This is a genomic window from Actinoplanes sp. NPDC049802 (assembly GCF_040656595.1).
In the GTDB taxonomy this organism is placed as follows: Bacteria; Actinomycetota; Actinomycetes; order Mycobacteriales; family Micromonosporaceae; genus Actinoplanes.
On the sequence record NZ_JBFAMR010000057.1, the window covers coordinates 1 to 25,536 of the forward strand.

General features: G+C 72.7%; 21 protein-coding genes and 1 pseudogene. 12 read left to right on the forward strand and 10 right to left on the reverse strand.

The genetic code is table 11. The features are described 5' to 3' along the window. Positions 1 to 134: 134 nt before the first annotated feature. The 3 genes from AB0I88_RS30140 to AB0I88_RS30150 all read right to left on the reverse strand — a co-directional run bounded on the left by AB0I88_RS30140 (position 135) and on the right by AB0I88_RS30150 (position 2,524). Positions 135 to 1,316 (reverse strand): hypothetical protein, encoded by a 1,182-nt coding sequence (locus AB0I88_RS30140; RefSeq protein ID WP_361032065.1) that lies wholly within the window; start codon positions 1,314 to 1,316, stop codon positions 135 to 137. 281 nt (positions 1,317 to 1,597) lie between these two features. Beyond that, positions 1,598 to 1,891, reverse strand: a complete 294-nt coding sequence (locus tag AB0I88_RS30145; protein WP_361032068.1) for a hypothetical protein — start codon at positions 1,889 to 1,891, stop codon at positions 1,598 to 1,600. 201 nt (positions 1,892 to 2,092) lie between these two features. Beyond that, positions 2,093 to 2,524, reverse strand: coding sequence for a VOC family protein (locus tag AB0I88_RS30150; protein ID WP_361032071.1), 432 nt, complete (start codon positions 2,522 to 2,524; stop codon positions 2,093 to 2,095). A gap of 56 nt (positions 2,525 to 2,580) precedes the next feature. On the opposite strand from AB0I88_RS30150, the gene AB0I88_RS30155 reads away from it, so the two are divergent. Both AB0I88_RS30155 and AB0I88_RS30160 read left to right on the forward strand, forming a co-directional pair. Next, positions 2,581 to 2,841: a hypothetical protein gene (locus tag AB0I88_RS30155; protein WP_361032074.1), complete on the forward strand. Its 261-nt coding sequence runs from the start codon at positions 2,581 to 2,583 to the stop codon at positions 2,839 to 2,841. 501 nt (positions 2,842 to 3,342) lie between these two features. Then, complete coding sequence (locus tag AB0I88_RS30160; protein ID WP_361032077.1) at positions 3,343 to 8,499, forward strand: diguanylate cyclase; 5,157 nt, start codon at positions 3,343 to 3,345, stop codon at positions 8,497 to 8,499. Here the strand turns inward: AB0I88_RS30160 and AB0I88_RS30165 are convergent. After that, entirely contained in the window at positions 8,403 to 10,358 is a 1,956-nt protein-coding gene (locus AB0I88_RS30165; RefSeq protein ID WP_361032080.1) for a translation factor GTPase family protein, read from the reverse strand. The genes AB0I88_RS30160 and AB0I88_RS30165 overlap by 97 nt on opposite strands. A gap of 169 nt (positions 10,359 to 10,527) precedes the next feature. Between AB0I88_RS30165 and AB0I88_RS30170 the strand changes: the two genes are divergently transcribed. After that, positions 10,528 to 11,004, forward strand: coding sequence for a hypothetical protein (locus AB0I88_RS30170; RefSeq protein WP_361032083.1), 477 nt, complete (start codon positions 10,528 to 10,530; stop codon positions 11,002 to 11,004). Between the two features lie 186 nt (positions 11,005 to 11,190). Here AB0I88_RS30170 and nhaA read toward each other — a convergent pair whose 3' ends face one another. Beyond that, positions 11,191 to 12,486 carry a Na+/H+ antiporter NhaA gene (gene nhaA / locus AB0I88_RS30175; RefSeq protein ID WP_361032086.1) on the reverse strand — a complete coding sequence of 432 codons (1,296 nt, stop codon included), beginning with the start codon at positions 12,484 to 12,486 and terminating at the stop codon, positions 11,191 to 11,193. Positions 12,487 to 12,921: 435 nt separating this feature from the next. On the opposite strand from nhaA, the gene AB0I88_RS30180 reads away from it, so the two are divergent. From AB0I88_RS30180 to AB0I88_RS30200, 5 genes are all read left to right on the forward strand, one after another. Continuing rightward, on the forward strand, positions 12,922 to 13,179 hold the full coding sequence (locus AB0I88_RS30180) for a hypothetical protein (protein WP_361032089.1): 258 nt from the start codon (positions 12,922 to 12,924) through the stop codon (positions 13,177 to 13,179). Positions 13,180 to 13,181: 2 nt separating this feature from the next. After that, entirely contained in the window at positions 13,182 to 14,381 is a 1,200-nt protein-coding gene (locus AB0I88_RS30185) for a sensor histidine kinase (protein ID WP_361032092.1), read from the forward strand. Beyond that, the gene (locus tag AB0I88_RS30190) at positions 14,381 to 15,070 is read left to right on the forward strand and encodes a response regulator transcription factor (protein ID WP_361032095.1); all 690 of its coding nucleotides are present in this window, start codon (positions 14,381 to 14,383) and stop codon (positions 15,068 to 15,070) included. The genes AB0I88_RS30185 and AB0I88_RS30190 overlap by 1 nt, the downstream gene beginning before the upstream one ends. A gap of 274 nt (positions 15,071 to 15,344) precedes the next feature. Continuing rightward, entirely contained in the window at positions 15,345 to 15,905 is a 561-nt protein-coding gene (locus AB0I88_RS30195) for a sigma-70 family RNA polymerase sigma factor (protein WP_361032098.1), read from the forward strand. Next, positions 15,902 to 17,017, forward strand: coding sequence for a CU044_5270 family protein (locus AB0I88_RS30200; RefSeq protein ID WP_361032101.1), 1,116 nt, complete (start codon positions 15,902 to 15,904; stop codon positions 17,015 to 17,017). The genes AB0I88_RS30195 and AB0I88_RS30200 overlap by 4 nt, the downstream gene beginning before the upstream one ends. A 1-nt stretch (position 17,018) precedes the next feature. On the opposite strand, the gene murJ is transcribed toward AB0I88_RS30200, so the two are convergent. Continuing rightward, on the reverse strand, positions 17,019 to 18,569 hold the full coding sequence (murJ, locus tag AB0I88_RS30205; protein ID WP_361032205.1) for a murein biosynthesis integral membrane protein MurJ: 1,551 nt from the start codon (positions 18,567 to 18,569) through the stop codon (positions 17,019 to 17,021). 137 nt (positions 18,570 to 18,706) lie between these two features. On the opposite strand from murJ, the gene AB0I88_RS30210 reads away from it, so the two are divergent. Continuing rightward, complete coding sequence (locus AB0I88_RS30210) at positions 18,707 to 19,609, forward strand: TIGR03620 family F420-dependent LLM class oxidoreductase (RefSeq protein ID WP_361032104.1); 903 nt, start codon at positions 18,707 to 18,709, stop codon at positions 19,607 to 19,609. Here the strand turns inward: AB0I88_RS30210 and AB0I88_RS30215 are convergent. The 4 genes from AB0I88_RS30215 to AB0I88_RS30230 all read right to left on the reverse strand — a co-directional run bounded on the left by AB0I88_RS30215 (position 19,578) and on the right by AB0I88_RS30230 (position 22,887). Then, entirely contained in the window at positions 19,578 to 20,309 is a 732-nt protein-coding gene (locus AB0I88_RS30215; protein WP_361032107.1) for an HNH endonuclease, read from the reverse strand. The two genes, AB0I88_RS30210 and AB0I88_RS30215, sit on opposite strands and share 32 nt — an antisense overlap. Further along, positions 20,306 to 21,643 (reverse strand): AAA family ATPase, encoded by a 1,338-nt coding sequence (locus tag AB0I88_RS30220; RefSeq protein WP_361032110.1) that lies wholly within the window; start codon positions 21,641 to 21,643, stop codon positions 20,306 to 20,308. Before AB0I88_RS30220 ends, AB0I88_RS30215 begins: the two co-directional genes overlap by 4 nt. Positions 21,644 to 21,740: 97 nt before the next feature. Next, positions 21,741 to 22,340, reverse strand: a complete 600-nt coding sequence (locus tag AB0I88_RS30225; protein ID WP_361032113.1) for a helix-turn-helix domain-containing protein — start codon at positions 22,338 to 22,340, stop codon at positions 21,741 to 21,743. Between the two features lie 82 nt (positions 22,341 to 22,422). Then, a complete protein-coding gene (locus AB0I88_RS30230) occupies positions 22,423 to 22,887 on the reverse strand; it encodes a GAF domain-containing protein (RefSeq protein ID WP_361032116.1) in 465 nt (154 codons plus the stop codon). A gap of 195 nt (positions 22,888 to 23,082) precedes the next feature. Here AB0I88_RS30230 and AB0I88_RS30235 point away from each other — a divergent pair. The 3 genes and pseudogenes from AB0I88_RS30235 to AB0I88_RS30245 all read left to right on the forward strand — a co-directional run. Continuing rightward, positions 23,083 to 23,127: pseudogene (locus tag AB0I88_RS30235) on the forward strand (helix-turn-helix domain-containing protein); the annotation flags it as partial. Positions 23,128 to 23,153: 26 nt separating this feature from the next. Then, positions 23,154 to 23,477 (forward strand): hypothetical protein, encoded by a 324-nt coding sequence (locus AB0I88_RS30240; protein ID WP_361032208.1) that lies wholly within the window; start codon positions 23,154 to 23,156, stop codon positions 23,475 to 23,477. A 410-nt stretch (positions 23,478 to 23,887) separates the two neighbouring features. After that, on the forward strand, positions 23,888 to 25,525 hold the full coding sequence (locus tag AB0I88_RS30245; RefSeq protein WP_361032119.1) for a PAS domain S-box protein: 1,638 nt from the start codon (positions 23,888 to 23,890) through the stop codon (positions 25,523 to 25,525). The last annotated feature ends 11 nt before the right edge of the window (positions 25,526 to 25,536 follow it).

Consider the following 25,536-nt stretch of genomic DNA (forward strand, 5'->3'; position numbering starts at 1 on the left):
TCGTCGTTGAACGATCTACCGGAGACCTCTTCATTTATCGATCACCGACACACCCGTACAGCCGGTCAGGCAAGCCACTTCTTAAACACGGCCTAATGGGCCTCCCGGCGTACGGGGTCCACGCCCGTGAGCTGTCACTGCAGCTCCAGCTCGACGCCCTCCCGGATGAGGAATCGGACTAGGTCATCGAAGGTGAGAGCGGGCCGCCAGGTGTGCCGGTCGTAGCCGGGAACCAGGTGGGCTCGCGCCACCGCGGAGTCGTGCCAGATCAGCCGGAAGCCGGGGGTGGCGCCGTCGCCGGTGGCGGCGCACTCGTGCACCCAGAACAGGTCGGTGCCGAACCAGCCCCCAGGACCGTTGATCGCCTCGCCGAGCGCGCAGTAGAAGGCGTCCTCGTCGGTCACATGGCGTCCGTCCAAGTGGTACACGATGCCGGCGGGTTTGTCCGGCTCGTGTGAGCGGTGCAGCGCGGCTGCTCGCACCCAGCGCCGGCGGCCTCCGCGGTCGAGGGGCGCCCATAGGTTGGGCTCGGTGGGGCCGCCGGAACGCCACATGTCCCAGAGGGCGCGATCGCCGCCTGCGAGCGGATCCACGATCGGCCGGTTGAGGGTGAGATCGACGAGACCGTCACCGTGGGCCGACGGGCGGGTGGCGACGATCCTTCCGTTCACACAGTGCTCCCAGGTCATCCTGCTGACCGTGCCGTCGGTGCGCACGTGTGCCAGTTCGGCCGCGATCGAGCCGGTGGGACCGGGGCGGCAGCCGAGCAGCGTGACCGGTGGACCCGGAGGCCAGGGATCCGGCCGCTCCCGGAAGAGCCCGGCGATGTCACCGCAGTCACCGGCCCGCTCGTCCAGCCGTCCGTCCATGCCCGTGACGATCAGCCGGTATCCGAAGGCTTCCGGCGCGGTGGTGCCGTGCCGGTTGTTGTCGTCGTCGTAGCGGTGACCGGTCAGGTCGACATCGAGCCGGTCCGAACCGTCGGCGGCGGGCCGGTACCCGACGAGGCGAACGTCGAGAAGTTCCTCCACGCTGAAGGCGCACTCGTGGCAGGCGCTGGGATCGCAGTATTCATCGACCGGGCGGCCGGGGACATGCGCGGGCTCGATGACCAAGATGCCGAGCCAGTCCGGGCCGGTGCCGTCGATCGCGGCCCGCAACGGCCCGGCGGGGTGGCAGCTGACCAGCGTGTAGCGCTCGTACACCGGCGCGACCGGGAACACCCGGTCGGTGAAGAGACCCTCGATGTCGCTGCACTCGGTGATGGTCTTGCCGCTCTCGATGTCGAGCAGACGCCAGCGGAAGGGGATCGGCACGAGCCGAGCCTAATCGGGGCGGGCTAACCAGAAGAGGACGGCCGCCGCTGCTAGGCAACGTTGGTAGCGTGAATCCGCACGTCAGCAGCATCAGGGTCTACGTTCTCCGGTGCGAATCCGCATCAGATGCTGTATGACACCTTCTGCCGGGCACGTACAGATATTCCAGAGGTGTGAATGGGTCGGCTCAGCCGACCGTTGACCTTCGGCTCCAGCCCGGCGAACCTGTCAGCCCAGGCGGACGGACCCGCAACTCAGACATGAAACTCTCCCGGCGGTCGTCAGGTGATCAGTGAATAGATGCCGTACAACGCGACGTCCCCGAGCAGGACCAAGCCGCCGGCGATCGCGAGCCGCCGAGCCGACATCCGCGGATCGCGAGCCACCATGCTCAACACCGCGAACACCACACCGACGAGGTTTACCGGTGCCGCGACGATCACCGGCACCCACGCGTTGTCGGCAACTGAATCCGACGCCACGAGCGCCATACCGACGACTGGCACAGCCGCGAAGAAGATCAATGCCAGGCCCGCGTACCAGCGCATCTGTTCGGTCGGGTCGTCCGAGCTCACGGGTTCCTCCGGCGGCGACAGCAGTCGCTGAACGTTATCGATTGAAACGGGCGCCCGCCGGCACCGGCGGCTCTCATAAGCGGAGCACCCCACGTGCGTGGGGGTGCTCCGGCCACCCGGTCCCGTACGACAGGTGATCAGGGTCCTCCCCACGCACGTGGGGGTGCTCCGCTCCTCGACGGCTGACCCCGCCGCAAACCGTCAGTCAAGACAGAATTCGTTGCCCTCGACGTCCTGCATCACGAGGCACGACTCGTCATAGCCATCAGCGGTCAGCAGTCGCACGCGTACCGCGCCGAGCGCGACCAGCCGGGCGCATTCGGCCTCGAGGACCGCCAGGCGCTCGTCACCCACGAGCCCGGTACCGACCCGTACATCGAGGTGCACCCGATTTTTCACGACCTTGTTCTCGGGAACGCGCTGGAAGAAGAGGCGCGGGCCGACGCCGGTGGGGTCGACGCACGCGAACCAGGCGCCGCGCCGCTCCTCCGGCTGCGACCGCTGGTAGTCGTCCCAACTGCCGAAGCCGCGCGGTGGCGGCGCCTCGTAGCCGAGCACCTCGCACCAGAAACGCGCGACCCGCTCCGGGTCCGCGCAGTCGAAAGTGACCTGGAACTGTTTCACCGATGCCATTCGATCACCATAAAGCCTGACAGAGGCCCTTGCAGGGCCGCCATACAGTCATCGACATGAATGGCGTGACGGCTGGCGCGATCATCGGTGCGGCGCTCCTGGCCGCCGTTCTCGTCGTGACCGTGGTGATGCGGCGCAGACGGGCCCGGCAGGTTCCGGACCGTGACGAGATCCTGCGCCGCGCGCGGGCCGCCTCCGGGCGGATCGCCCGCGGCAACCGGCGCACCGGCCGCGGATCGATGCGCGGCGGCGGCCTCGGCGAGGGCACCGAACCCCACCAGTCCACGTACGGCTCCGACTCCGGCGGAACCCCTTGACCGGGTCGCGCCGGCGGGAGCAGGCCGGCGTGCGGATGTTCGAGAATCGGGTATGCGCGCCGCCCGGCTGATCAATCTCGTCCTGTTGCTGCGATCGCGGGACACGATGACCGCCGCCTGGTCCGGCGTCCGGTTCGACGGCACATTCTTTCCGGTACGCGTGACCCCGTCCCGCCGAACAGGACCGTCCCGCCCGAGCGGCGCTCACCTGCCGGCCGGTCCGGCCTCTGCCGCGCCCGCCGGGCTGAGCTCGGTGGTCACCCGGGGCGCGGGAGTGGGTGGGACGGCGTCCCGCGTACCGGTCAGGCGGATTCGAGGCCGGAGGTCCGGCCGGCACCGCCGCGGGCGGCGGCCGCGCTGCCGCTCGATGCGGCGCACACACTGCCGCTCGATGCGGCGCACACACTGCCGCTCGATGCGGCGCACGCACTGCCGCTCGATGCGGCGCACGCGCTGACCGTTTTCCTCAGATCCGGCACCTGAGGGCCGACCGTATGGCCCGTGAACCAGACAGGGCCGGCCGTGCCGGGACTCAGCGCGCTGGAGCCGATCGGCCGGGGCGCGCACAGTGTCGTCTACCGTGCCGAGCGCTCCGACGGCACCCCGGTGGCGGTGAAGGTGCTGCTCGACCCGGCGGGCCGGGCCGCCCTGCGCCGCGAGGCGACGTGGACGGCCACCTGCGGAAACGGCCTGCCCGAGGTGTATCACACCGGGGAGGCGGACGGGCTTCCGTACGCGGTCATGGAGTTCGTCGCCGGTGATTGCCTCGCTGATCTGCTGGCGGCCGGGCCGCGGGACGCCGCGACGACGGCCCGGATCGGCGCGGACGTGGCGACGACGCTGGCCGCCCTGCACCGGCTGAACCTGGCGCACCGCGACGTCAAGCCGGAGAACGTCATCATCGCCCCGGACGGCCGCGCCCGCCTGGTCGACCTGGGCCTGACCAAGCGGGCGGGCGGGCACGCCGGGGACGAGGTCGCCGGCACGCTCACCTACGCGTCGCCGGAGCAGAACGGCACCCTGCAACGCCCGGTCGACGCCCGCAGCGACCTGTACGCGCTGGGCGCCGTCCTGCACGAGTGCCTGTCCGGGCGGCCGCCGTTCCAGGCCGCGGACGCGGGCGAGCTGATCCGCCTGCACGCGGTCGCCGTCGCGCCCGTGCTGCCCGGACCGCTGGGCACGGTGATCGCCCGGCTGCTCGCCAAGGACCCCGACGACCGGTACGCGGGCGCGCCCGCGGTCGCCGCGATCCTGCGGGCGGTGGCCGCCGGCGGCCCGGTTCCGGAGGTCGCCGACGAGCCGGTCCGCCCGATCGAGACGCCGTTCGCCGGGCGGGCGGCCGAGACGGCCGCGCTCACCGCCGAATGGGCACTCGTCCGGGAGGGGGCACGGAGCGCCGTGATCCGGGGCGGCGCCGGTCTCGGCAAGACCCGTCTGTTGCGCGAGTTCACGGCCGGGGTGCGGGCCGCCGGTGTGCCGGTGCTGCGCGCGACCTGCCGCCCCGGCGACGCGCCGCTCGCGGTGCTGGCCCGCGCGGTCGACAGCCACCTGAAGTGGATCGCCCGGCACGCGGACGCGGCGGCCACCGCCCGAATCCGGGACGCGGCCGGCACGGCGGCCCCGTATCTGAGCCGCCTCTCCCCCGGCCTGCGGGAGGTGCTCGGCGCCGCGGCGGCGACCGGCGACGCCTATCCACGGGCGGTGGCCGCCTTCCTCGCCGAACTGGCCGCCCGGTCCGGTGGCGCGATCCTGGCCTTCGACGACGCGCACTGGCTGGACGACGCGACCGCCCAGGTGACCCAGCGGATCCTGGCCCGGCACGCCGGCGAGCCGCTGCTGATCCTGACCGCGACAGCCGCTTCCGGCGCCGGCGCTCCCGGGGTACGGGCCATCGATCTGAAACCGCTCGACCGTGCCGCCGTGGCACAGCTGATCGAGCCGTACAGCGGTGGCTACCCACTGGCCGGCGGCCTGTTCGACCGGCTGCTGGCCGGCGGCGGCGGGCTGCCCCTGGGCATCTTGACGCTGATGCGGGTGGCCGTCGACAACGGCCTGGTCGCGCCCCGCGACGGCCGCCTCGACCTGGACGGCGACGGGCTCGCGTTCGTGGACATCCCCACCGACCTGGAGGGCCTGCTGCTGAGCCGGATCGCGGATCTCGGCCCGGCCGGCCGGGACCTGCTCACCGCGGCCGCGGTCGCCGGCTTCCAGTTCGACCCCGCGTCGGCGGCCCGGGTGGCCGGGACGGATGAGGGCGAGGCACGGGCCGGGTTCGACACCGCGGCCGGGCTCGGCGTGCTGGAGCCGGTGGGCGGCGGTTTCGCGTTCGTCCACGAGCGGATGCACCGGGCGCTGCTCGGCGCGCTGTCCGCGGGCCGGTTGCGGGACCTGCACCAGCGGGCCGCCGACGTGGTCGCCGGGCCGGCCCGGGAACTGGCCCGTCACCTGCTGGACGGGCATCCGGAGCGGGACCCGGCACGGACCGTGGCCGCCTGCCTGGCGGCGGCCCGCGCCGCCCTGGACGATCACGCCGGCCAGGACGCCGTGGTGTTCCTGGAGGCCGCGGAACGGTTCCGGGACCGGGTGGACGCGGCGACCGCGGCGGCGCTCGACACGTCATTGGGCGCCGCCTACGCGCAGGCGGGCCGGCCCACCGAGGCCGGGCACCGCTTCCGGGCGGCGCTCGCCGCCGGCCCGGATCGGCGGACGCGTGCCCGCCTGCACGAGCAACTGGCCCAGCTCGAACTGACCCGCTGGCACGTCGGCGCCGCCCTCGACGAGGTGGACCGGGGACTCGCGGCGCTCGGCGACACGGCCGTCACCGCCGGGGCGCGCGGGCTGGCCGGCACGCTCGGCCATCTGCTGGCGGCCGTGGCGATCGAGCGCACCGGCATCGGGTTCGGTACGGCCGACCCGGAGCGGCTGGCCCGGTTCCGGCAGCGGTTCGCCCTGCACGCGATCGGCTCGTACGCGGGCATTCTGACGACGAACCCGGCGATGCTGGCCGGGCACGAGATGCGGTCCCGGTACACGGCGGCCCGGATCGGGATGTCTCCCGAGTACGCCCGTCAGGTCGTCCACCGGGCGGCCCTGAAGCAGACGATCACCCGGCGGCCGGCCCGCCGCGAGTTCGCGCGGGCGTACCGGCTCGCGGCCACGGTCGGTGACCCGGCGGTAATCGTCCACGCCGAGTACATGCGGCGGCTCGCCGAGATCCAGACCGGCGAACCGGATCTGCCCGAGTTCTCGCGCTGGCTGCGGCGGCACAGCGCGCTGCTGAACACGACCGAGAACCTCAGCTACGCGCTGTCGGTCGGCTCCCGCTGGTTCCTGCGCGGCCGGATGGGCGAGATGCGGGCCTCGGTCGCCCAAGGGGTGGGCAGCCTGGACCACGAGGACCAGCACCGGGTGCCGGTCGCCCGTCTCCACGGTGACCGCCGGATCTCGGGCGCCGCCGACGTGGTGACGCCGCCGGCGGACCAGTCACGCGGCCAGGACACCGTGGCCCGGCTCATGATGCTCAGTGCGGTGCTGGACCAAGCCTTGCAGGACCACGAGTTCGGGGAGACGTTCGACCGGGCCGCCGCCGAACTGGCCGCGCTGCGGATCCGGCCGATCGCGCTGCCGTCCACGATGCGGACGGTGTTCCTGACGGTGGCGTACGGGCGGGTGGAGCAGCTTCGCACCGCCGCGCCCGGGTTGCGGGCGGCCCCGCTGGCCGAGGCCCGGCGCGCGCTCCGGCAGTTGCGGACGGCCTCTTTCTCCGGCCGTGGCGCCTGCCGTCAACTGGCCGCCCACCACGCCGTCCTCAAGGCACATGTGGACTGGCTGGGCGCGGACGGTGACCGGGCCCGTCGCCGGGCCGTCCGGTCACTGGCCGCGGTGGACCGGCGCACCCGCGACGACGACGTCCCGGTGGTCACCGCGTCGGCGGCGCTGCTGCGGGCCCGGGACGCGGCACGGTCCGGGCACACCGAGGAGGCGGTGACGTTCGCCGAGGCGGCGGCCGGGCTCGCCGACCGGATCGGGATGCTGCAGTTCGCGCACGCCGTACGCCGGGAATTCGCCCTGACCGCGAGCGACACCGCCCGACGTGCCGCCTCCGGCGACGGTGGCGCCGCGGACCGGCGGCGGCTGGCCGCGCTGGAGCGGCTGAGCCGCACGGTGTCCGGCATGGTGAACCTGGACGCGCTGAGCCGTGCCGTCCTCGACGAGACGGTGCGGATCCTCAACGCCGAGCGGGCCTACCTGTTCCTGCTCGACGACGCCGGCCGCCTCCAGCCGCACAGCGGCCGCGACGCCGGCGGCCAGGATCTGGAGGTGCTCACCGACTACGGCTCGACGATCGTGGACCGGGTACGGCGGACCGGGGAGCCGGTGGTGGTGACCGGCGCCGAGGAGGGGGCGGCGCTGGGCTCCCGCAGCGTGGTGCTGCACGGGCTGCGCAGCATCATGGCGGCGCCGCTGATCCTGGACGGCCGCCTGCTCGGGGTGGTCTACCTGGACAGCCGGGTGGCCAAGGGCATGTTCACGGCCGCCGACGCCGGGATTCTCGCCGCCGTCACGCAGCACGTGGCGGCGGCGGTGGAGACGGCCCGGGCGGCGCAACTGGCGGTCGCGGTGCGGGCCGCCGAGCAGCAGCGCGACATGGCCGACACGCTGCGCGAGTCGATGATCCGGTTCAGCCGTTCGCTGGAGCCGGAGGCCGTCCTCGAGGAGTTGCGGGCCACCCTGGCGCGGGTGCTGCCGGCCGCGCGGTCGCACCTGGTGCGGGCGTCCGGGGACGGTGATCTCACCCTGGACGGGACGGTCGCGGTGGAGCGGACCGCTGCGCTGAACGCGCTGCTCGCCGCCCCCGGGCCGGTGCCGGTGGACGGCCTGCCGGCGATCACGCCGGACGCCGGGTGTCTGGTGGTGCCGCTGCACCGGCCGGACACCCCGGTCGGGCTGGTGGTGCTGACGGCGGAGGGGCCGGGCGCGTACGGGCCGACCGAGGTGAAGCTGGCCGCGGCGCTCGCCGAGGAGGCGATGGTCGCCTACGACAACGCGGTCCTGTTCGCTCAGGTCCGCTACCTGGCGACGACCGACCCGCTGACCGGGATCAGCAACCGGCGGCACTTCTTCGGCCTGGCCGGGGACACCCATGCGGCGGCCCACCGGGCGGGTGCGCCGTTCGTGGCGGTGATGGCCGACATCGATCATTTCAAGCAGATCAACGACCGGTACGGGCACCAGGCCGGCGATCAGGTCATCGCCACGGTCGCCGCACGACTGCGGGAGGCTCTGCCGGAGGGCGGCCGGCTGGGCCGTTACGGCGGTGAGGAGTTCGCGGCCGTGTGGATCTGCGACGGCGCTCCGGAGGCGGCGGCCGAACGGCTGCGGCGGGCGGTCACCGGCCGGCCGGTGGAGACCGGCGCCGGGACGCTGGCGGTGACCGTCAGCGTCGGGGTGTTCGCGGCGCCGGCCACCGGGACCGGCCCGGAGGCCGCGCTGGGTGCCGCCGACGGCGCACTGTACGCGGCCAAGGAGGCGGGCCGGAACCGGGTGGCGGTCGCCGCCGGTCACCGGGGCATCGCCCGGAACCATCCGTCCCGGTCGGCCGGGTCGGGTCCCCGCCGGGGCAGCGCCGGCGGGTCCTCGCCGGTGACCGGCGCATAGTGGTCGAAGTGGGTGGTCAGCACGGCCTCGCCACCGGTCAGGTCGGGCAGCGCGGCGACCACCAGCGGCACCCGCGACGACGGCAGGGTGCCGGTCATCTCCAGGTATCCGCCGGATCCGCCGGTGTCGTCGATGGCCGCGCCGGCCCGGCCCAGCAGCGCGGTGACCGCGTCGGCCTGGTGGTGCGGCAGGTTGACGTCGAACCGCTCGACCGGCTGGCACACCCGGACGCCGGCCCGGCGCAGCGCGGCGGTCACCACGACCGGGGCCAGGTTGCGGAAGTCGCCTGCCACCGTGGAGATCGACTTGTCGAACTTCTGGTGCGGTCTGCTCTGCCGTGGACAGTACTGCGACGACGTCATGGTGACGACGCAGTCGGTGACCGGCCAGCCGTGCCGCCCGTGCCGGAGCGCGGCCCGCACACCCTCCTCGGTCGCCGCGACGAAGGCCGGGGGCAGCCGGCCCGGCTCGATCCCGGGACGGAACTCGATGCCGTGACCCACCGGCGCGGCCTCGATCCGCAAACCCAGGCCCGCGAGGTACGGGTTGCCGCGTTCCCGGATCCGGTCCTCGGCGGTTCCGGTGCCCACCACCCGTTCGATGCAGGCGGTGAGCGTGCCGGAGAACCGCACGCGTACGCCGTACCGCTCCTCCAGAAGCGCGGCGATCACCTCCTTCTGCACCTCGCCGTGCAGCCGGATCACCGCCTCCGACCGGTGCTCGTCGAGTCGCAGGTCCACCAGCGGGTCCTCGTCGGCCAGGTCGGCCAGCCCGGCGAACAGCGCCAGCCGCTGCGCCGGATCCACCGGCTCGACCAGGGCCTGCCGGGTCGGCGGAGGGAAACGGTAGAGGTGGCGGCGCGGCGGATCGCCGACGTGCTGGCCGATCCGCGCCGACAGCCCGCGCACCGCCGCGATCTGCCCGGCCGTCGCCGCAGGGCGAACCAGGACACCGTCGGGCTCGCTCACCGCGATCTGCGTCACCGTCTGCGGGCGGGTCCCGCTCAGACAGACCCGATCGCGTACGCGCAGACGACCCGACCACAACCGCAGCCAGGCCCGCCGCCCGTGGGTGTCCCGGTCGACGGCGAACACCGTGCCCGCCACCGGGCCGTCCCGCTCGTCACAGCGGGGCAGCAGGTCGGCCAGAAGGTGACGCAGTTGCGGCACACCGGCGCCGGTGATCGCCGAGCCGCACGCCACCGGGACGAGACTCGTGACGCGGACCCCGGCCCGGACGGCGCGGCGCACGTCGCGTGCCCGGACCGGCTCGCCGCTGAGCCACCGCGCGGCGATCGCGTCGTCGGCCTCGGCGACGGCCGCCACCACCGGCTCGGCGTCGAGTCGCAGCGCCCGCACCCGGGCGTCGCGCCCACCCTGGCCGGCGACGGTGGTGAGCATGACCGGGCAGGTGGCGAGGCGTCGCCGGATCTGGGTAAGCACCCGGTCGACGTCGGCGCCGCGACGGTCCACCTTGTTGACGAAGAAGAGCGTGGGCACGCCGATGCGGCGCAGCGCCCGCCAGATGGCGACGGTCTGCGGCTGGACGCCCTCCACACTGGACACCACGAGCACGGCGGCGTCGAGCACGGCCAGGGGCCGCTCCACCTCGGCGATGAAGTCCGGGTGGCCGGGAGTGTCGAGCAGGTTGACGGTCAGGTCGCCGAGATGCAGAGAGGTGACGGCCGCCCGGATGGTGATGCCACGACGGCGCTCCAGCTCCATCGAGTCGGTGCGCGTGGTGCCGTCGTCGACGCTCCCCGGCCGGGACACTGCCCCGGCCTCGTAGAGGAGGCGCTCGGTCAGGCTGGTCTTGCCGGCATCAACATGGGCGACGATTCCGAGGTTCAGCAAAGGCAAAGCAGGTCTCCACGGTAGGACGGGTCGGGGTCCGGAGCGTGGAAGCTGCTCGCATGGGTCTTCTCCTCGTTGAGACGGATGTTGTACGAGCCCACCCTGGCATGCCGCGCCGTGGGTCCACCACCGATTTGGCCCGCCGATCCGCTCCGGCGCGCTTAGCCTGGGAGGCATGTCGTACGTCGCCGCCCGGGACGGACGCAAGAACCGCAGCGCCGCAAGCCGGGCTCCCGCCGTCCCTGACCGGATCGACGATCTGCACGGCAACAGCCTCGGGATGCTCGAGGTGCCGCATCACATGGCCTGTGGTCATGCCAGCCGCCGCCGCTACGACCTGGAGGATCCGGTCCAGCTGCGGCACGCCTACGAGAAGGTGCTGTGCGAGGCCGTCGAGTGCGGCGAGGTCGCGGATCTGATCAATCCGATGATGCTGCGCCGCGTGTGGCGGGACCTGCACCTGCCGTCGCGGGTGCGGGAGGCGTGGGAGTCCCGGCATCCGGGCTTGCGCCACACCGTGAACCGCAGCATCGCCGACGACGAGGTGGTCGCCACCCGGACCGGCAGCAGCCGGTCGTCGGCGTCCGGATTCACCCGTCAGAGCCGGGCTCCGGTGAACCGGAAGATCACCCGCGCCGGGATGCCCGTCTGAGGCGCGGCCGCCGTCCAGGCCGCGGCCCGCGGCCTGGACCGGGAACGGGTGTGCTCAGCGCTGACAGGACAGACGTCGCGGCCTGGTGAGAACAGCCCGCTCAGCGCTGACAGACGTCGCGGCCTGGTATGGAAACAGCCCGCTCAGCGCTGGTAGACGTCGCGGCCTGGTATGGAAACAGCCCGCTCAGCGCTGGTAGACGTCGGGGATGTCGTCGCCGTCCCGGTCGGCGCGCTCCTCCTCCGCCAGCAGCCGGTAGGTGCGGTTGCGGACCCGCAGCAGCACGCTCGCCAGCAGGGCGGCCGTCAGCGACCCGGCCAGGACGGCGATCTTGACGTGGTCGTTGCGGTCGCTGCCGGCGCCGAACGCCAGCTCCCCGATCAGCAGAGAGACGGTGAAGCCGATGCCGGCCAGCACGGACAGGCCCAGCATGTCGATCCAGGTCAGCCCGTCGCCCATCCGGGCCCGGGTGAACCGGGCGAGCAGCCAGGTCGCGGCGAGGATGCCGACCGGCTTGCCGAGGACCAGGCCCAGCACGACCCCGATCGAGGCCGGGTCGGTCAGCGCCGTGCCCAGCCCGGCCAGGCCGCCGATCGCCACTCCGGCCGACATGAGGGCGAAGACCGGCACCGCTATGCCCGCCGAGATCGGCCGGAACCGGTGCTCGAAATGCTCGGCGAGACCGTGCCCGGCCGTGTCGGCGGACGGGTGCGCCGGGGTGAGCACGGGCACGGCGAAGCCGAGCAGCACCCCGGCCACGGTGGCGTGCACCCCGGAGGCGTGCACCAGCGCCCAGGCGGCGAACGCCAGCGGCAGCAGCAGCCACCAGGACCGGATCCGGCGCTGCACCAGCCAGGTGAACAGGCCGAGCGGCACGAGCGCGCCGAGCAGCGGGAGGACCGCGAGGTCGCTGGTGTAGAACACCGCGATGATCATGATGGCGAGCAGGTCGTCGACGACCGCGAGGGTGAGCAGGAAGGTGCGCATGGCGGTCGGCAGGCTGCGCCCCACGACGGCCAGCACGGCGAGCGCGAAGGCGATGTCGGTGGCGGTCGGGACGGCCCAGCCCTCGACCGCGCCGCCCCAGTTGACCGCCAGGTAGAGGATCGCGGGCACGGCGACCCCGCCGACCGCCGCGGCGACCGGGATCGCCGCCCGGCGCGGGTCTCGCAGGTCGCCGGCGACGAACTCGCGTTTCAGCTCGAGCCCGGCCACGAAGAAGAAGACCGCCAGCAGACCGTCGGCCGCCCAGGTGGCCAGCGTGAGGTCGAGATGCAGGGCGGCCGGGCCGATCGTGAAGCCGGTCATCCTCTGGTAGGAGCCGGACCACGGCGAGTTGGCCCAGATCAGGGCGATCAGCGCACCCGACAGCAGCAGCACGCCTCCGACGGTCTCCTTGCGGAGCACGTCGGCGATCCGGCGGGCCTCGGCCCAGGAGCCGCGGCCGAGCAGGGGCGGGGACGGGCGGGAGTCGTCTGGCACGGGGCCTCCATATCCAGGGTCGGTGAAACACCCGCCGACCAGACTTCCCGGCACACCTCCCGCCAGCCTATCGAGCACCGGCCGTTCCGGGACCGTTCCCGCACCGGATCATTGCGTGACCTGGCGCACCGGCTGAGAATCGCGACGAGCCGGCCGGCGGATACCAGCCATTGGCAGATGTCGAGCAGCGTACGCAGGCCTTCTTCCATCACGATCCCCCGTGCCTTTTCCGGCGTCGTTTCCGATGTGGGGCAATCGTCACCCGGGTGGCCGGGCCCGCACATCGAGCCGCGGCGGTAGCCGTCCGCGGTAGGTGGCGGGTTCCGGGCCGGTGCCGTCTACCGCGCGGGCATTAACGCGACCGCGGTAGCGAGGGCGGCGGAATTACCGCCGAAGCCGGTCGCGGTGACCGTTTCCAGCGCCGACGATAGGTGCATGTCAGACAAAACCACTATTTCGTACGGCGTACGCTGGCTGACGGGCCTCGTGAGCGTGGCGACGACCGCTTCGGTACTTCTCGCAGGCCCGGCCCCGGCCGTGGCCACCCCGCCGCCCGGCACGCCCCTCTCGATCGCCGACCAGCTCAGCCCCTCGCCCGTCCCGTTCCCGGTCGCCTGCCCCGTCTGCGCGCCGGTCCAGCAGGTGATCACGAACGGTTCGTTCTGGGACCTGTTCAAGCCGCGGAGGCCCTGAGGATGATCCTGCTCGATCAGGAGCCCGGCCGGAGCGCGGCGGCGCCGGGATGGCTCCCCGAACTCGCGGTCCTCTTCGTCACCGGGTCGGTCGACCTGCTGGTGTGGTCCGGCGACAACGAACTGCGCGGCGGCGCCGGGGTCGCGGCCGGCTGGCTGGTCCCGGCGGGCAGTCTCACAATGGTCGCCGCGCTGCTGTTCCGGCGCCGGCACCCGGTGGCGGTGCTGGCCGTGCAGATGTCGTGGGCGGGCGCGTGTGCCCTCGTGTTCACGGCGTACACGCCGGTGACCGCGCTGCTCGTCGCGGTCGGCGCCGCCGGCCGGCAGCTGCCGCCGGCCCGTTCCCTGGCCGGATGGGCGGCGTGCCTGCTGCCGTTCGTCCTCCAGGCGCGGGGTGCCGGGACGTGGCTGTTCGAGACGACGTACGTGGTCGTGTTCATGCTGGTCGCCGGCGCCGCATGGCTGATCGGGTATCGTGCCCGGCTGGCCCGTCAGCAGGCGGCCGAGCAGGACGCGGCAACCGCGGAGGCGGTCCGCCGCGAACGCCTGCGCATCGCCCGGGAGCTGCACGACATCGTCGCCCACGCGGTGAGTGTGATGGTGCTCCAGGTCGCGGGCGCCCGTGCCGTGCTCGCCAGCGACCCCCGCCGGGCCGAGGAGGCCCTCGACACCGTGCAGGACGTCGGCCGGCAGTCCATGAACGAGCTACGCCGCCTGCTCGGCCTGCTGCGTTCCGCCTCCGGCGGCCTCGCGGTCTCCGGCGGCGAGCCGCAGCCCGACCTGGACGCCGTCGACGCGCTGCTGGCCGGGGCCCGCGGCGCCGGGCTGACGGTGGGCAAGCAGGTGTCCGGCGTACCGGGATTGCTCGACCCGAGCGTCGGCCTCGCCGCCTACCGCCTCGTGCAGGAGGGGCTCACCAACGCCGTCAAGCACGCCGGGCCCGGCGCCACCGTCCAGGTCGGCCTGAGGTGGACGGCCGAGCACGTCACCGTGACCGTACGGGACGACGGTCCCGGCCCGGGCCGGCGGGCACGCGGCCCGGCGCCGCTGTCCACCGGCCACGGCCTGCTCGGCCTGCGGGAACGGGTGCAGATCGCCGGCGGCGTCCTGCACGCCGGGCCGTCCGGCGACGGCTTCCTGGTCGAGGCGGTCCTCCCGGTGGTCGTGCCGGCGGCGGCCCTGCCGGAGAGGATCGCCGGCTGATGCCCACCACCATCCTGCTCGCCGACGACGAGAGGCTGGTCCGCAGCGGACTGCGCATGATCCTGTCGGTGCACCCTGATCTGGAGGTCGTCGGCGAGGCGCCCGACGGCGCCGAAGCCCTGCTGATGACCCGCGACCTGACACCCGACGTGGTACTCATGGATCTGAACATGCCGGGCGTCGACGGCATCGAGGCCACCCGGCGGCTCACCGCGGACGACTTCACCCCCGATCCGAACTACACCGCCAAGGTGCTGGTCCTGACCGGGCTCGGCGACGACGAGCACGTCTTCGCGGCGCTGCGCGCCGGGGCGTCGGGTTTCGTGCTCAAGGACGCCGCCCCGGCCGAGCTGGCCTCCGCCATCGGATGCGTGGCCGAGGGCAACTGCTACCTGGCGCCCTCCGTGACCCGCGGCGTGATCAGCGGTCTCGCGCCCCGGCCCGTGCCGCATCGCCCGGTGGCCGGGATCCTCGACCGGCTGACGCCCCGGGAACTGGAGGTCCTCAAGCTGATGGCACACGGCCTGACCAACGAGGAGATCGCCGCGCGACTGCATCTGGCCATGCACACCGTCAAGACCCACGTCTGCCGGGTCATCATGCGCCTGGAGGTGAAGAACCGCACCCAGGCGGTCGTCGTCGCGTACCAGAACAGGCTCGTCGAACCCGGCGGCGAGCTGCCCGGCTGAGCCCGCTCCCCGGCCATGGACCGGGTGGCGCGGCACGACGCCGGCGGCGCGGGGCCGGGCCGGGCGGTGCCTGGCGCGGCGTGAGCCGGTACGGCACCGTGGTGGGTTCGCCGGCCGGCCGCGGGCGTCAGCCGGACCACATCTGCCTGACGGCCCGGGCCGTGGCCGGCGCTGCACGACGTCACACTGCACCGGATTCGAGATCGGCGGTAAGAATCCGGTCTCCCGGCGCATTACCAGGTGACAGCACACCTTCACTAAGGACGGCCCATCAGTGGCAGACCCTGAGAATGCGCAGGAGTTCACCGCGCTGTATGCCGAACACCACCCCCGGGTGTACGCCTACGCGGTCGCCCGCGCCGGGCGACCGCTCGCGGACGAGATCGTGGCGGAGACGTTCCTGGTGGCCTGGCGGCGCTTCGCCCGCATGCCGGCCGGAGCGGCGCTGCCGTGGCTGCTCGGCGTCGCCCGCAACGTGATCCGCGAACGCTACCGGGACGAACAGCGGCAGCGGGCGCTCGCCGCCGAGATGCTGGCGTGGGCGGCCGACACCCCCGACGTTGCCGACGCCGTCGCCGAACGGTCGGCGGTACTGACCGCCCTCGCCCAGCTCTCCGAGAACGACCGGGAAGCGCTGACCCTGACCGCCTGGGACGGGCTGCCGGCCCGTGCGGCGGCCCGGGTCATGAACTGTTCCACCGCGACGTTCCTGGTACGCCTGCACCGCGCCCGCACCCGCCTCGAACGCGCCCTCGCCGCCGCCGGGGAACCGACCACCACCACCATGCCGCCGCCGGTCCTGAGACCGGCCGTCATCGAGGAGCCGAGCCGATGAGAAACCAGCCCGACGTCATGAAGGCCCTGGCCGACGCCCGGCCGGCGCGGCTCGACCCGCCCGGCACGCCACCGCTGCCCTTCCCCCTGACGGCCGCGCCCGGCGCGGCGCGGCGGACCCGGCGCCCGCGGGCCGCCGCGCTGATCCCGGCCGGGGCGCTCGCGGCCGCGGCCGTCGCCGCGGTCGCCGCGGTCGTGATCGACGGGGAAGCCTCGGCGCCCGCGCCGCCGGGAACCGGCTCGTCGGTGCAGACGGCCACCGGGCTGACCGCGCCGCAGCTCCTGCTGGCGGCGGCCGAGCACAGCAGCACGGACGCCCCCGGCACCGGACGGTATCTGGTCCTCCGGACCGAGAACGGCTCGGTGCTCACCGTGGGCTCCGGCGCCGCGACCTACCGGATGACGGCGAAATCGTCGTCCGAGATCTGGTTGTCCCGCTCGGGCGGCGGACCCACCCGGGTGGTCTCCCAGCCCCTCGGCCTCACCCCGGCGACGCCCGCCGACGACGACGCCTGGCGTGCCGCCGGCTCACCCGGGCAGGTGCTGGTCGGCAAACCCCTGCCCAACGGCGAGACCGGGCCGGGAACACCCGTCGGCATCGGCGCCGGGCCGCGGACCGTGTCGACGAGTGACGCGCGGGTGCACGCCTTCCTCTCCGTACCCGATCTGGAGAAACTGCCGGCCGAGCCGGAGGCCCTGCGGGCCGCGCTGCTGAAGCATTTCGACGGCGGCGGCGGGGACATGCCCACCGACCGGGACCAGTGGCTGCTCAACGTGGCGTCCGGCCTCGTCACCGAGATCCCGGTCAGCGGCGAGGTCCGGGCGGCCGCGTTCCGGCTGATCGCCACCCTGCCCGGCACCCGCTCCCTGGGCGTCGTGGCCGACCGGCACGGGCGGACCGGCGAGGGCTTCGCCTTCACCACCGCGAGCGCCTTCACCGGCTCGATCGAACGCCGCTTCGTCATCGACGCCGCGACCGGGCGGGCCCTCGGCCAGGAGTCCCGCGTGGTGCGGCCGGCGGGCACGACCGCGCGGCTGGCGCCCGGCGACCTGCTCACCTACAGCGTCGTGCTGGAGCAGAAGATCACCGACGCGGTGCCGCCGCGGCGGTAGGTCACCAGGTCCGCAGGTTGGGCAGGGCCATGTTCAGCAGGTGCCGCAGCTCGGCGAGGCGCATCAGCCGCCCGGCGAGCAGGTAGCCGGCGCCACCCGCGGTCACCGCGCCCAGCAGGGTGAACAGGGCGCCCGTCCAGGTGGCCGGGGCGGAGGCCCACACGACGAGGCCGGCGCATCCCGCGCCGGCCACCGTCGCGACGAAGACCCGCAGATGGGTACGCACGAGCCGCCGCCCGTCGATGTGACCCAACCGCCGGCGCAGCACCAGAGCGGTCACACTCAGCCCGGTGAGATAGGCGATCGCGTACGCCACCGGAATGCCGACCACGATGTCCCGGGCCGGCAGCAGCGCCCCGGCGGCGGCGCATCCGGCCACCCCGACCGCGGCGACCAGCACCGTGATCAGCGCCGACGTGCGGGTGTCCTGCAAGGCGTACAGGCCGCGTTGCAGGATCATGTAGCTGGTGAACGGGACCAGCGTGAACCCGAACGCCGCCAGGACCAGCCCGAGCACGCGTACCGTGGCGGGGTCGCTGTTGCCGTGCTCGAAGAGCACCACCGCGATGGTGGGCCCGAGCAGCACGAAGGCGGCCGCGACCGGCGCCATCACGACCAGCGCGGTCCGCACCGCCCGGGACAGTCCGACGGTGACCCGCTGGTGGTCGCCGTGGGCCGCGTGCCGGCTGAGCCGCGGCAGCATGGCGGTCATCACCGACACCGCGATCACCGCGAACGGCACCAGGTAGACGGCGCTCGCGTTCTGGTAGGCGGTGATGCCGCCGACGCCGCCCCACGACGCGGCCCGGGTCGCCGCGGCGGTCAGCGTCTGCGAGGCGACGACCGCCACCAGCACCCACACGCCGAGTTCACCGATGCGCCGGATGGCGATGCCCCGCGGGTCCAGATGCAGCCGGATCGGGAATCCGCTGCGCCGCAGCTGCCACCCCACCAGCAGCGCCTGCGCGAACACGCCGAACGTGGTGCCGACCGCGAGCAGCAGCAGATGCCCGGTGCTCAGGTCGGTGCCGGTGGCGCCGCCGACCGCCAGGTAGGTCAGCCCGACCGCGATGACGATGACGCTGTTGCACAGCGGGGCCCACGCCTGGGTGGCGAACCGGCCCCGGATGTTGAGAATCGCGCCGGTGGTGGCGCTGACGCCGTAGAACAGGATCTGCGGCAGGAAGAACCGGCTGAACACGATCGCCAGGTCGCGCTGTTCCGGGGTGAAGCCGGGCGCGTACAGGTCGACGAGCAGCGGCGCCGTGAGGACGGCCAGCACGGTGACCGCGCCGAGGACGTAGACGATCAGCGACAGCAGCCGTTGCGCGTAGAGCACCCCGCCGTCGGGTTCCCGCAACGCCGCCCGGGTGAGCAGCGGCACCACGACACTGGCCATGGCACCGCCGACGATCAGCTCGTAGACGGCGTTCGGCAGGGTGTTCGCCAGGTTGTAGGTGTCGAGCAGCTCACCGCCCAGCCCGAGCGCGGCGGCGAGCACCAGGATCCGCAGGAACCCGGCGATCCGTGAGGCGAGCGTGGCGACGGCCATCCGCTTCCCGGCACGCCCTATCGAAGATCCGTCTGTCACGTGACGTGCATACCGTCTCCCCCACCCGGCGGGCGAATCGGGTCGGCGCGCCCGGCGCGAACGTGGCCGGACGCCGCCGGGTGAGAGAGGATCGGGCGATGCGGACATTGGGACGGTACGGAGTGTGGGCCCCCTGGCAGATCTGGCCGCGCGAGGCCGGCGCGATCGCCGAGGCGGCCCGGGAGGTGGAGGCCCTCGGCTTCGGGACACTGTGGATCGGCGGCAGCCCGGGCGACGACCTCGACCTGGCCGAGTCGGTGCTCGCGGCCACCACCACGCTGGTCGTCGGCACCAGCATCGTGGACATCTGGACCAGCGACGGCGCCCGGGTGGCCGCCTCGCACGCCCGCGTCCGGCAGCGCTTCCCGGAGCGGTTCTACCTGGGTGTCGGTTCGGGGCACGCGGTCACGGCCGAGGCGCACGGGCAGGCGTACACGCGCCCGCTGACCCGGCTGCGCGAGTTCCTGACCGGCCCGCTCGCGACGGTTCCCGCCGGGGAGCGGATGATCGCCGCCCTCGGGCCGAGGACGCTGCGCACGGCGGCCGAGCTGACGGCCGGCGCGCTGCCCTACCTGATGCCCCCGTCGCACACCGCCGAGGCCCGCCGGGTCCTGGGCACCGGCCCGCTGCTCGCCCCCGAGCAGAAGATCGTCCTCACCGCGGACCCGGCCGTGGCCCGGCAGGCGGCCCGCCGCACTCTGCGCCCGTACCTGTCGCTGCCCAACTACACCAGGCAGCTGGCCCGGTACGGCCTCGACGAGTCCGACCTGACCGGCGACGGCAGCGACCGTCTCGTCGACCAGGCGGTGCTGTGGGGCGACGCCGGCACGATCCGCGCCGGCGTCGACGCCCACCTGGCGGCCGGTGCCGACCACGTGGCCGTGCAGGTTCTGACCGAGACCGGCAACCCGGCGACGATCCCCCGCCCCCAATGGCGCGAGCTGGCCGAACTGCTCGGCCTCGGCACGGCTACAGAGCACAACCGGGAAACACTGCCTTGAGGGCCGGCAGGTTGCCCGAAGCGTGGCGGGCGACCTGCGGCGCGACGGCCTTGTGCCCGAGCCGGCCGGTGGCGATGTCGTGCACGAAGTGGTGGAACGCGTCGACCACCGGCAGAAAACGTAGATCCTCCACGTCATCGGCGCTGAGCGCGCGTTTCTCCCGAGCCGCCTGCGCGAAGACGCGAACAACGCCACGCCACGATCGGTACCGGGCCTCCACCAGCTCACTGCGGGCGTTGAGCCCCAGCACCTCGATGGTTTCGCGGCCCTGTGCGGTCAGGTCGATGAAGTGGCCGGTGCTGGCGAGCGTCATGTGATCGGCGGAGTCGTCCACGCTCGGGTCCAGCAGAAGTGGGCGCCCTGTCGTGTCTATCGGGAAGGCTTCCCGCTTGGCCTGCTGGTTGCAGTAACCGCAGGCGAGGATGTGGTTGTCCCACACGAAGGTGCGCAGCGGGTCATGGGCGATCGGCACGAAGTGGTCGACGTCCGTGCCCCGGCTCTCGTAGCAGTACATGCAGAAGGACGGCCGCGCGCACATGGTCGAGAGCTCGGTCTTGAGCCGCCGGCGGGTGGTCGTCGCGCCGCTCCAGCTCGTACGGGCGGTCTGCCGAGGGGTCGAACTGGCGGCGATCGTGGCGGTCGAATCGGCGAGTTGCCGGCAGATCCGTGCGGGGAGCGGCCGGCGCTGGATCGGGATCAAGAGCCGTCCCCGAGCACGTCGCGTACCCGGCTGCCGGGCGACGGCGCGATCACCTCGGACAATCGTGCCAGCTCAGCGAGGTCCTCGCGACGCGCCTGGCCGCGGATGGCGAGCCGTTCCAGGCGGGTCAGTGCCGATCGCAGCTCGTCGACACGTTCCGAGTAAGGGGAGTCCAACCCGAAGAGCTCGGTCAGAACGGCGTCGTCTCCGCTGCCGTTGACGACCCGACGAAAGAGCTCCTCGTCGGCGACCCGGGGCGGGAACTCGTCCTCGGGCCCGGGCAACTGGATCAGGCCGCCGGGTGAGGCGCTCTGACAGATGTACGGGCTGTGACTCGTGACGATGAACTGCAGGTAGGGGAAGTGCTTCAGCAGCCAGGGCGCGATGCGCTTCTGCCAGGAGACGTGGAGATGAACGTCGATCTCGTCGATGAGCACGACCCCTGACGTCCAGATCTCCGGGCGGCCGTTCGGGGACCATTCGATTCCGCCGTCGTAGCATTCGTGGATCTGGCGCACGATGTCGGTCACCAGCGCGGTGATGGTGCGGTAGCCGTCGCTCATCTCGTCGACGCGGATGGGAGTTCCGGATTCTCTGGTGATCCACAGCCCGTCGGGATCCACTCGGTCGACCGTGTACCCGTCGGGGAACAGGCCGTCGTTGAGGAGCCCGATGACGCCCTCCTCCAACTCGGCGTATCCCGGGCGATTGGACCGGGCGCGATAGTTGACCTGCTGAAGCCACTGAACGGTCTCCGCGAGGGACGCCTCCTCACGAAACAGTGTCGCGAACCGCGCCGCGGTCCAGTCGCCGGCCATCAGTCGTGCGACCTCGCCACTCGTGCCGGCCAGGCGCCGGAACGGCCCGTAGCCCGCGGCGAACCAGCCGGCCGGTTTCGGCGACCAGAGCGATCGCTCAGCCATCTTGCCGCCCGGCCCTCGCCGGTTGTCGGCTTGGGGCCGGGCACGCGCGCCCTCAGTCTGTTCCCACCTGAGTGCGGCTGAGAAAGCCTCGGCGGGCCGTCCCGCACCGAGGTTGATCTCGTGGCCGTCCCGGACGACGTCGGCGTTGACTGTTGCGACGGCCTGTCCGTGGCTGACCCAGTCCCGATCTCCCTCGGTCAGGCTGTTCGCCACCTCCGGACCGGCCAGCGCGGTCGCGGCCGCCCGGAGAAGCGTCGTCTTCCCGGACCCGTTCCGTCCGGCGACGACGTAGAACCCCCGATAGCGGTCGTAGATGGTGCTGTCGTCGTATTCCTGTTCGAAGCGCAGGTCAACGGCCCGGGACCCGTGAAATCCCCGCACTCCGTTGATTCGCAGGCGATGCAGGTACACGGACGGGCCCCTCTACTGCACGTGAGTCTGACCGCCAGAGTCTACTGGGGCGTACGAGCCGCTCTGAGCACTGCGGATGCGCCGAAACGGCCTGGTGTCAGTGCAGGCGGGCGCCGACGGCCCGGAGGTGGGCGTCGAAGGCGGCGACCATGTCGAAGGTGTCGTCGAGCAGCCACTGGGTCTGCAGACCGTCCATGACGGCGATGATGCCGGCGGCGATCTCGGCGGCGGGCGGGCCGGCGGGCAGGTCGCCCCGTTCGCGGGCCGCCTCGACGCCGGAGGTCACCGCGGTGCGGACCAGCGCGTACCGGTCGCGGAAGAATCGGTGTGCCGGATGGCCGGCCTCGGTGGCCTCGGCCGCCAGGGTGGCGAAGAGCCGGACCATCGGGCGGTCGGCCGCGTTCACCCGGATCAGCTCGCGCAGGCCCTCGATGAACGTGCCGCCGGCCGGGTTCTGCAGGTCCAGGTTGCTGCCGATGTCACGTTCCTCGAGCAGCGCCACGAGCAGCCCCTGCTTGGACCCGAAGTGGTGGATGATGTTGCCGGCGCTGACCCCGGCGCGTTCGGCCACGTCACGCAGGACGCCGCCGCGGAAGCCGCGCTCGGCGAACACGTCACGGGCCGCGTCGAGGATCGTCCGCTGGGCCTCCCGGCCGGAGACGTACGGGCCGCGACGTTTACGGGGCTCGGTGGTCACGCCTTTCGACCGTAGTCGGGCAGCGGCCGGTGTCGCCGCCGGGGTCCCTCCTCCTCGATCGCCGTGCCGGGCGGCGTGAGTCTCATCGATGCCGGTGTTCCCACAGCAGCCGGATCGTCGCGGCGGCCCCGTCGTTGAGCACGGCCAGGTCGCCGTCACCGAAGGCACGGCTGTGGGGGTCGACGGCACAGTGCGCGCCGAGCGCCTGACCGGCCACGATCAGCGGCACCCCGAGGTAGCTGCGCATTCCGGTCGTCCGCATGAACGGGCTGTCCGCGTGTCTCGGGTCGGCGTCGCTGTCGGTGACCTGGTACGGCTCGCCGGTGAGCACCGTGTAGGTGCACATCGCCCACTCCGCCGGCGTCCCCTGCGCCTCCGCGATCCAGCCGCCGAGACCGTGGGACCCGAGGACGAGCTGAGCGGAGTCCAGCACCAGGGTGACGAGGGCGATCGGGGTTCGCAGCAGTGTCGCGCTTCGCCGGGCGACGGCGTCGAGCCCGGCGCGCAGCCCCGGGTCCAGGATGTCGAACGCGGCGATCTGCCTCATCCGTGCCGGGTCGCCGAGGCGCTCGAAGAGGTCGGGGTTTACCGGAGGTCCGCCAGGATGCCCCGTCCTTCAGGGCGGGGAGGAATGGCGGCTCCGTCTGGAGCGGCCCGGCGCAGCCGGGACGGTCTGAGGACGCAGTCCGGAAGCAAACCCGCGTACACTTGACTCATGACATCCTCTCGGTAAGCTGTCGATATGCGTACGGTGTACAAATGTCGGGCCTACCCGACTCCCGAGCAGGCTGCGGTGTTGCACCGCACCTTCGGGTGTGTGCGCCCGCGGTCTGGAACAAGACCCTCGCCGACCGGCGCGCGGCGTTCTCCCAGCGCGGCGAGAAGACCTCGTACCAGCAGACCGACGCGGCGCTGACCGGCTGGAAGAAGACCGCAGAGCTGGCGTTCCTGTCCGAGGTGTCCCCGGTGCCGTTGCAGCAGACCCTGCGCCACCAGCACACCGCGTTCGGTAGCTGTTCAAGTCCCGCCACGAACATCCTTGCGGCTGGACGAGCCGTAGCCGGAGACAACCCCGGCGAAGCCTGTGGAGCTGATGTCAGACAGCAAGGGTCCTCCCTTCTGCGGTCGGCTGTGTAGCAGGAACCCCACACCGCGAGGCGTCCGGCGTAAGCCGGTTCGGCCGCAAGGACGAAGGGAATCCCCGTTCCTTCTGTCAGGGCGGGGAGGAAGTCAAGTCAGCTCCTGCTTCCTGGTGTGGGGCCGCGCGGGTGCGGCGATCTCCCCGGCGTTCCGGCCACCCTGCGGGAACACCGTGCTCATCGATTCGGCCCGGCGACGGGAACACTGACGGGCCGGGCGGGCAACGATCCGGGACCTTGGTCCCGGATCGGGCGACGGGCCCGGGCGGGCCGGAAATCGGGGTGCAAGGCGCGACTTTCGGCACCCGGCGCCCGCCGATGGCGTATGACCGGTTCAGGAGACTTGCACGGCCCGCGGGCGCGACGTTCCGCCCGCGGGGATCCGACCTTTCCCGGCATGACTCGAACGTGAGGGGGTCCGCGGTGGCCGACGGTGGGGTGCTGGTGCACGAAGTGTTCGAACAACTGCTCGACGTGGCGCCGGATGCGATCCTCGGCGCGGATTCGTCGGGCCGCATAGTGTTCGTCAACGCGCAGGCCGAGCGGCTGTTCGGTTACGACCGTGCGGAGCTCATCGGCCGCCCTGTCGAGACGCTGGTGCCCGACGAACTGGTGTCGATCCACCAGAGTGTCCGGCAGCGGTATGTCGACCACCCGGTGCACCGGGCCATGGGCGCCGGCCGGCCGCTGTGGGCCCGGCACCGGGACGGAACGGTGTTCCCGGTCGAGATCAGCCTGAGCGGAATGCGGTCCCCGACCGGGCTGATCGTGTGCGCCGCGGTCCGGGACATCAGCGACCGGCTCCAGGCGGAGGCCGAGCGGACCCGGCTGCGGGAGGAGGCACAGCAGGCACGGCTGCAGGAGCAGTTGCAGCGAACCCAGCGCATCGAGAGCCTCGGGCAGTTGGCCGGCGGGGTCGCCCACGACTTCAACAACCTGCTCGCGGTGATCATCAACTACGCCGCCTTCATCAGCGACAGCGCCGCGGAGCAGGCGGGAGCCGGCCCCGTACCGGAGGTGTGGAATCAGATCCACCACGACTCACAGCAGATTCTGCGCGCCGCGCGCCGAGGCGGCACGCTGACCCGGCAACTGCTGGCGTTCGCCCGGCAGGAGGTGACCCGCCCGCAGGCCGTCGACCTCTCGACGGTCGTGCACGAGGTGGAGGACATGCTGCGCCGCTCCATCGGCGAGCACATCAGGCTGGTCATCGACGGTGACGGCGGCTGCGGCCCGGTCCTGGCCGACCCCGGACAGCTCGAGCAGGTTCTGGTCAACCTGGCGGTGAACGCCCGGGACGCCATGCCGGGTGGCGGGACGCTGACGATCTCGACCGACAACGTCATCGCCGCCCGGGGGGATCTCACCGTGCCCGGCGACCATCCGTCTCTTCCGGCGGGCGAGTACGCGCGGCTGCGGGTGAGCGACACCGGCACCGGCATGCCGCCGGAGGTCATCGAGCGCGTCTTCGAGCCGTTCTTCACCACCAAGCCGGTGGGAAAGGGCACCGGGCTGGGGCTGGCGATGGTGTACGGCATCGTCACCGGCGCCGGCGGCACGGTCGCCATCGACTCCGAGCCGGGCCGGGGAACCCACATCGACGTGCTCCTCCCGGTCACCTCCCGGCGCCCCGCGTCGACGGGCGGCGAGCCGGAGGACGCCGACCTGCGCGGGCACGGCGAGACCATCCTGCTCGTCGAGGACGAGCCGTCTCTGCGGCAGATCTGTCAGCGGATGCTGTCGGCCGACGGTTACCGGGTTCTCGATCCGGACGGCGCCGACGCCGCCCTCCGCTGGGTCGCGGACCATCCCGGCGAGGTCGACCTGCTGCTCACCGACGTGGTGATGCCGCAGATGCTGGGCACCGCTCTGGCCGAGGAGGTGACCGCCGCCGGAAACGACATCAAAGTGCTCTACATGTCCGGTTACTCGACCCCGTTGCTGGACACGCAGGGCGCCCACGACGGTGATGTGGCGCTCCTGGAGAAGCCGTTCACGCGGGCCGAGCTGCTCACCGCCGTCCATCAGGCGCTGGTCGGCACGTGACCGGGGCGGGC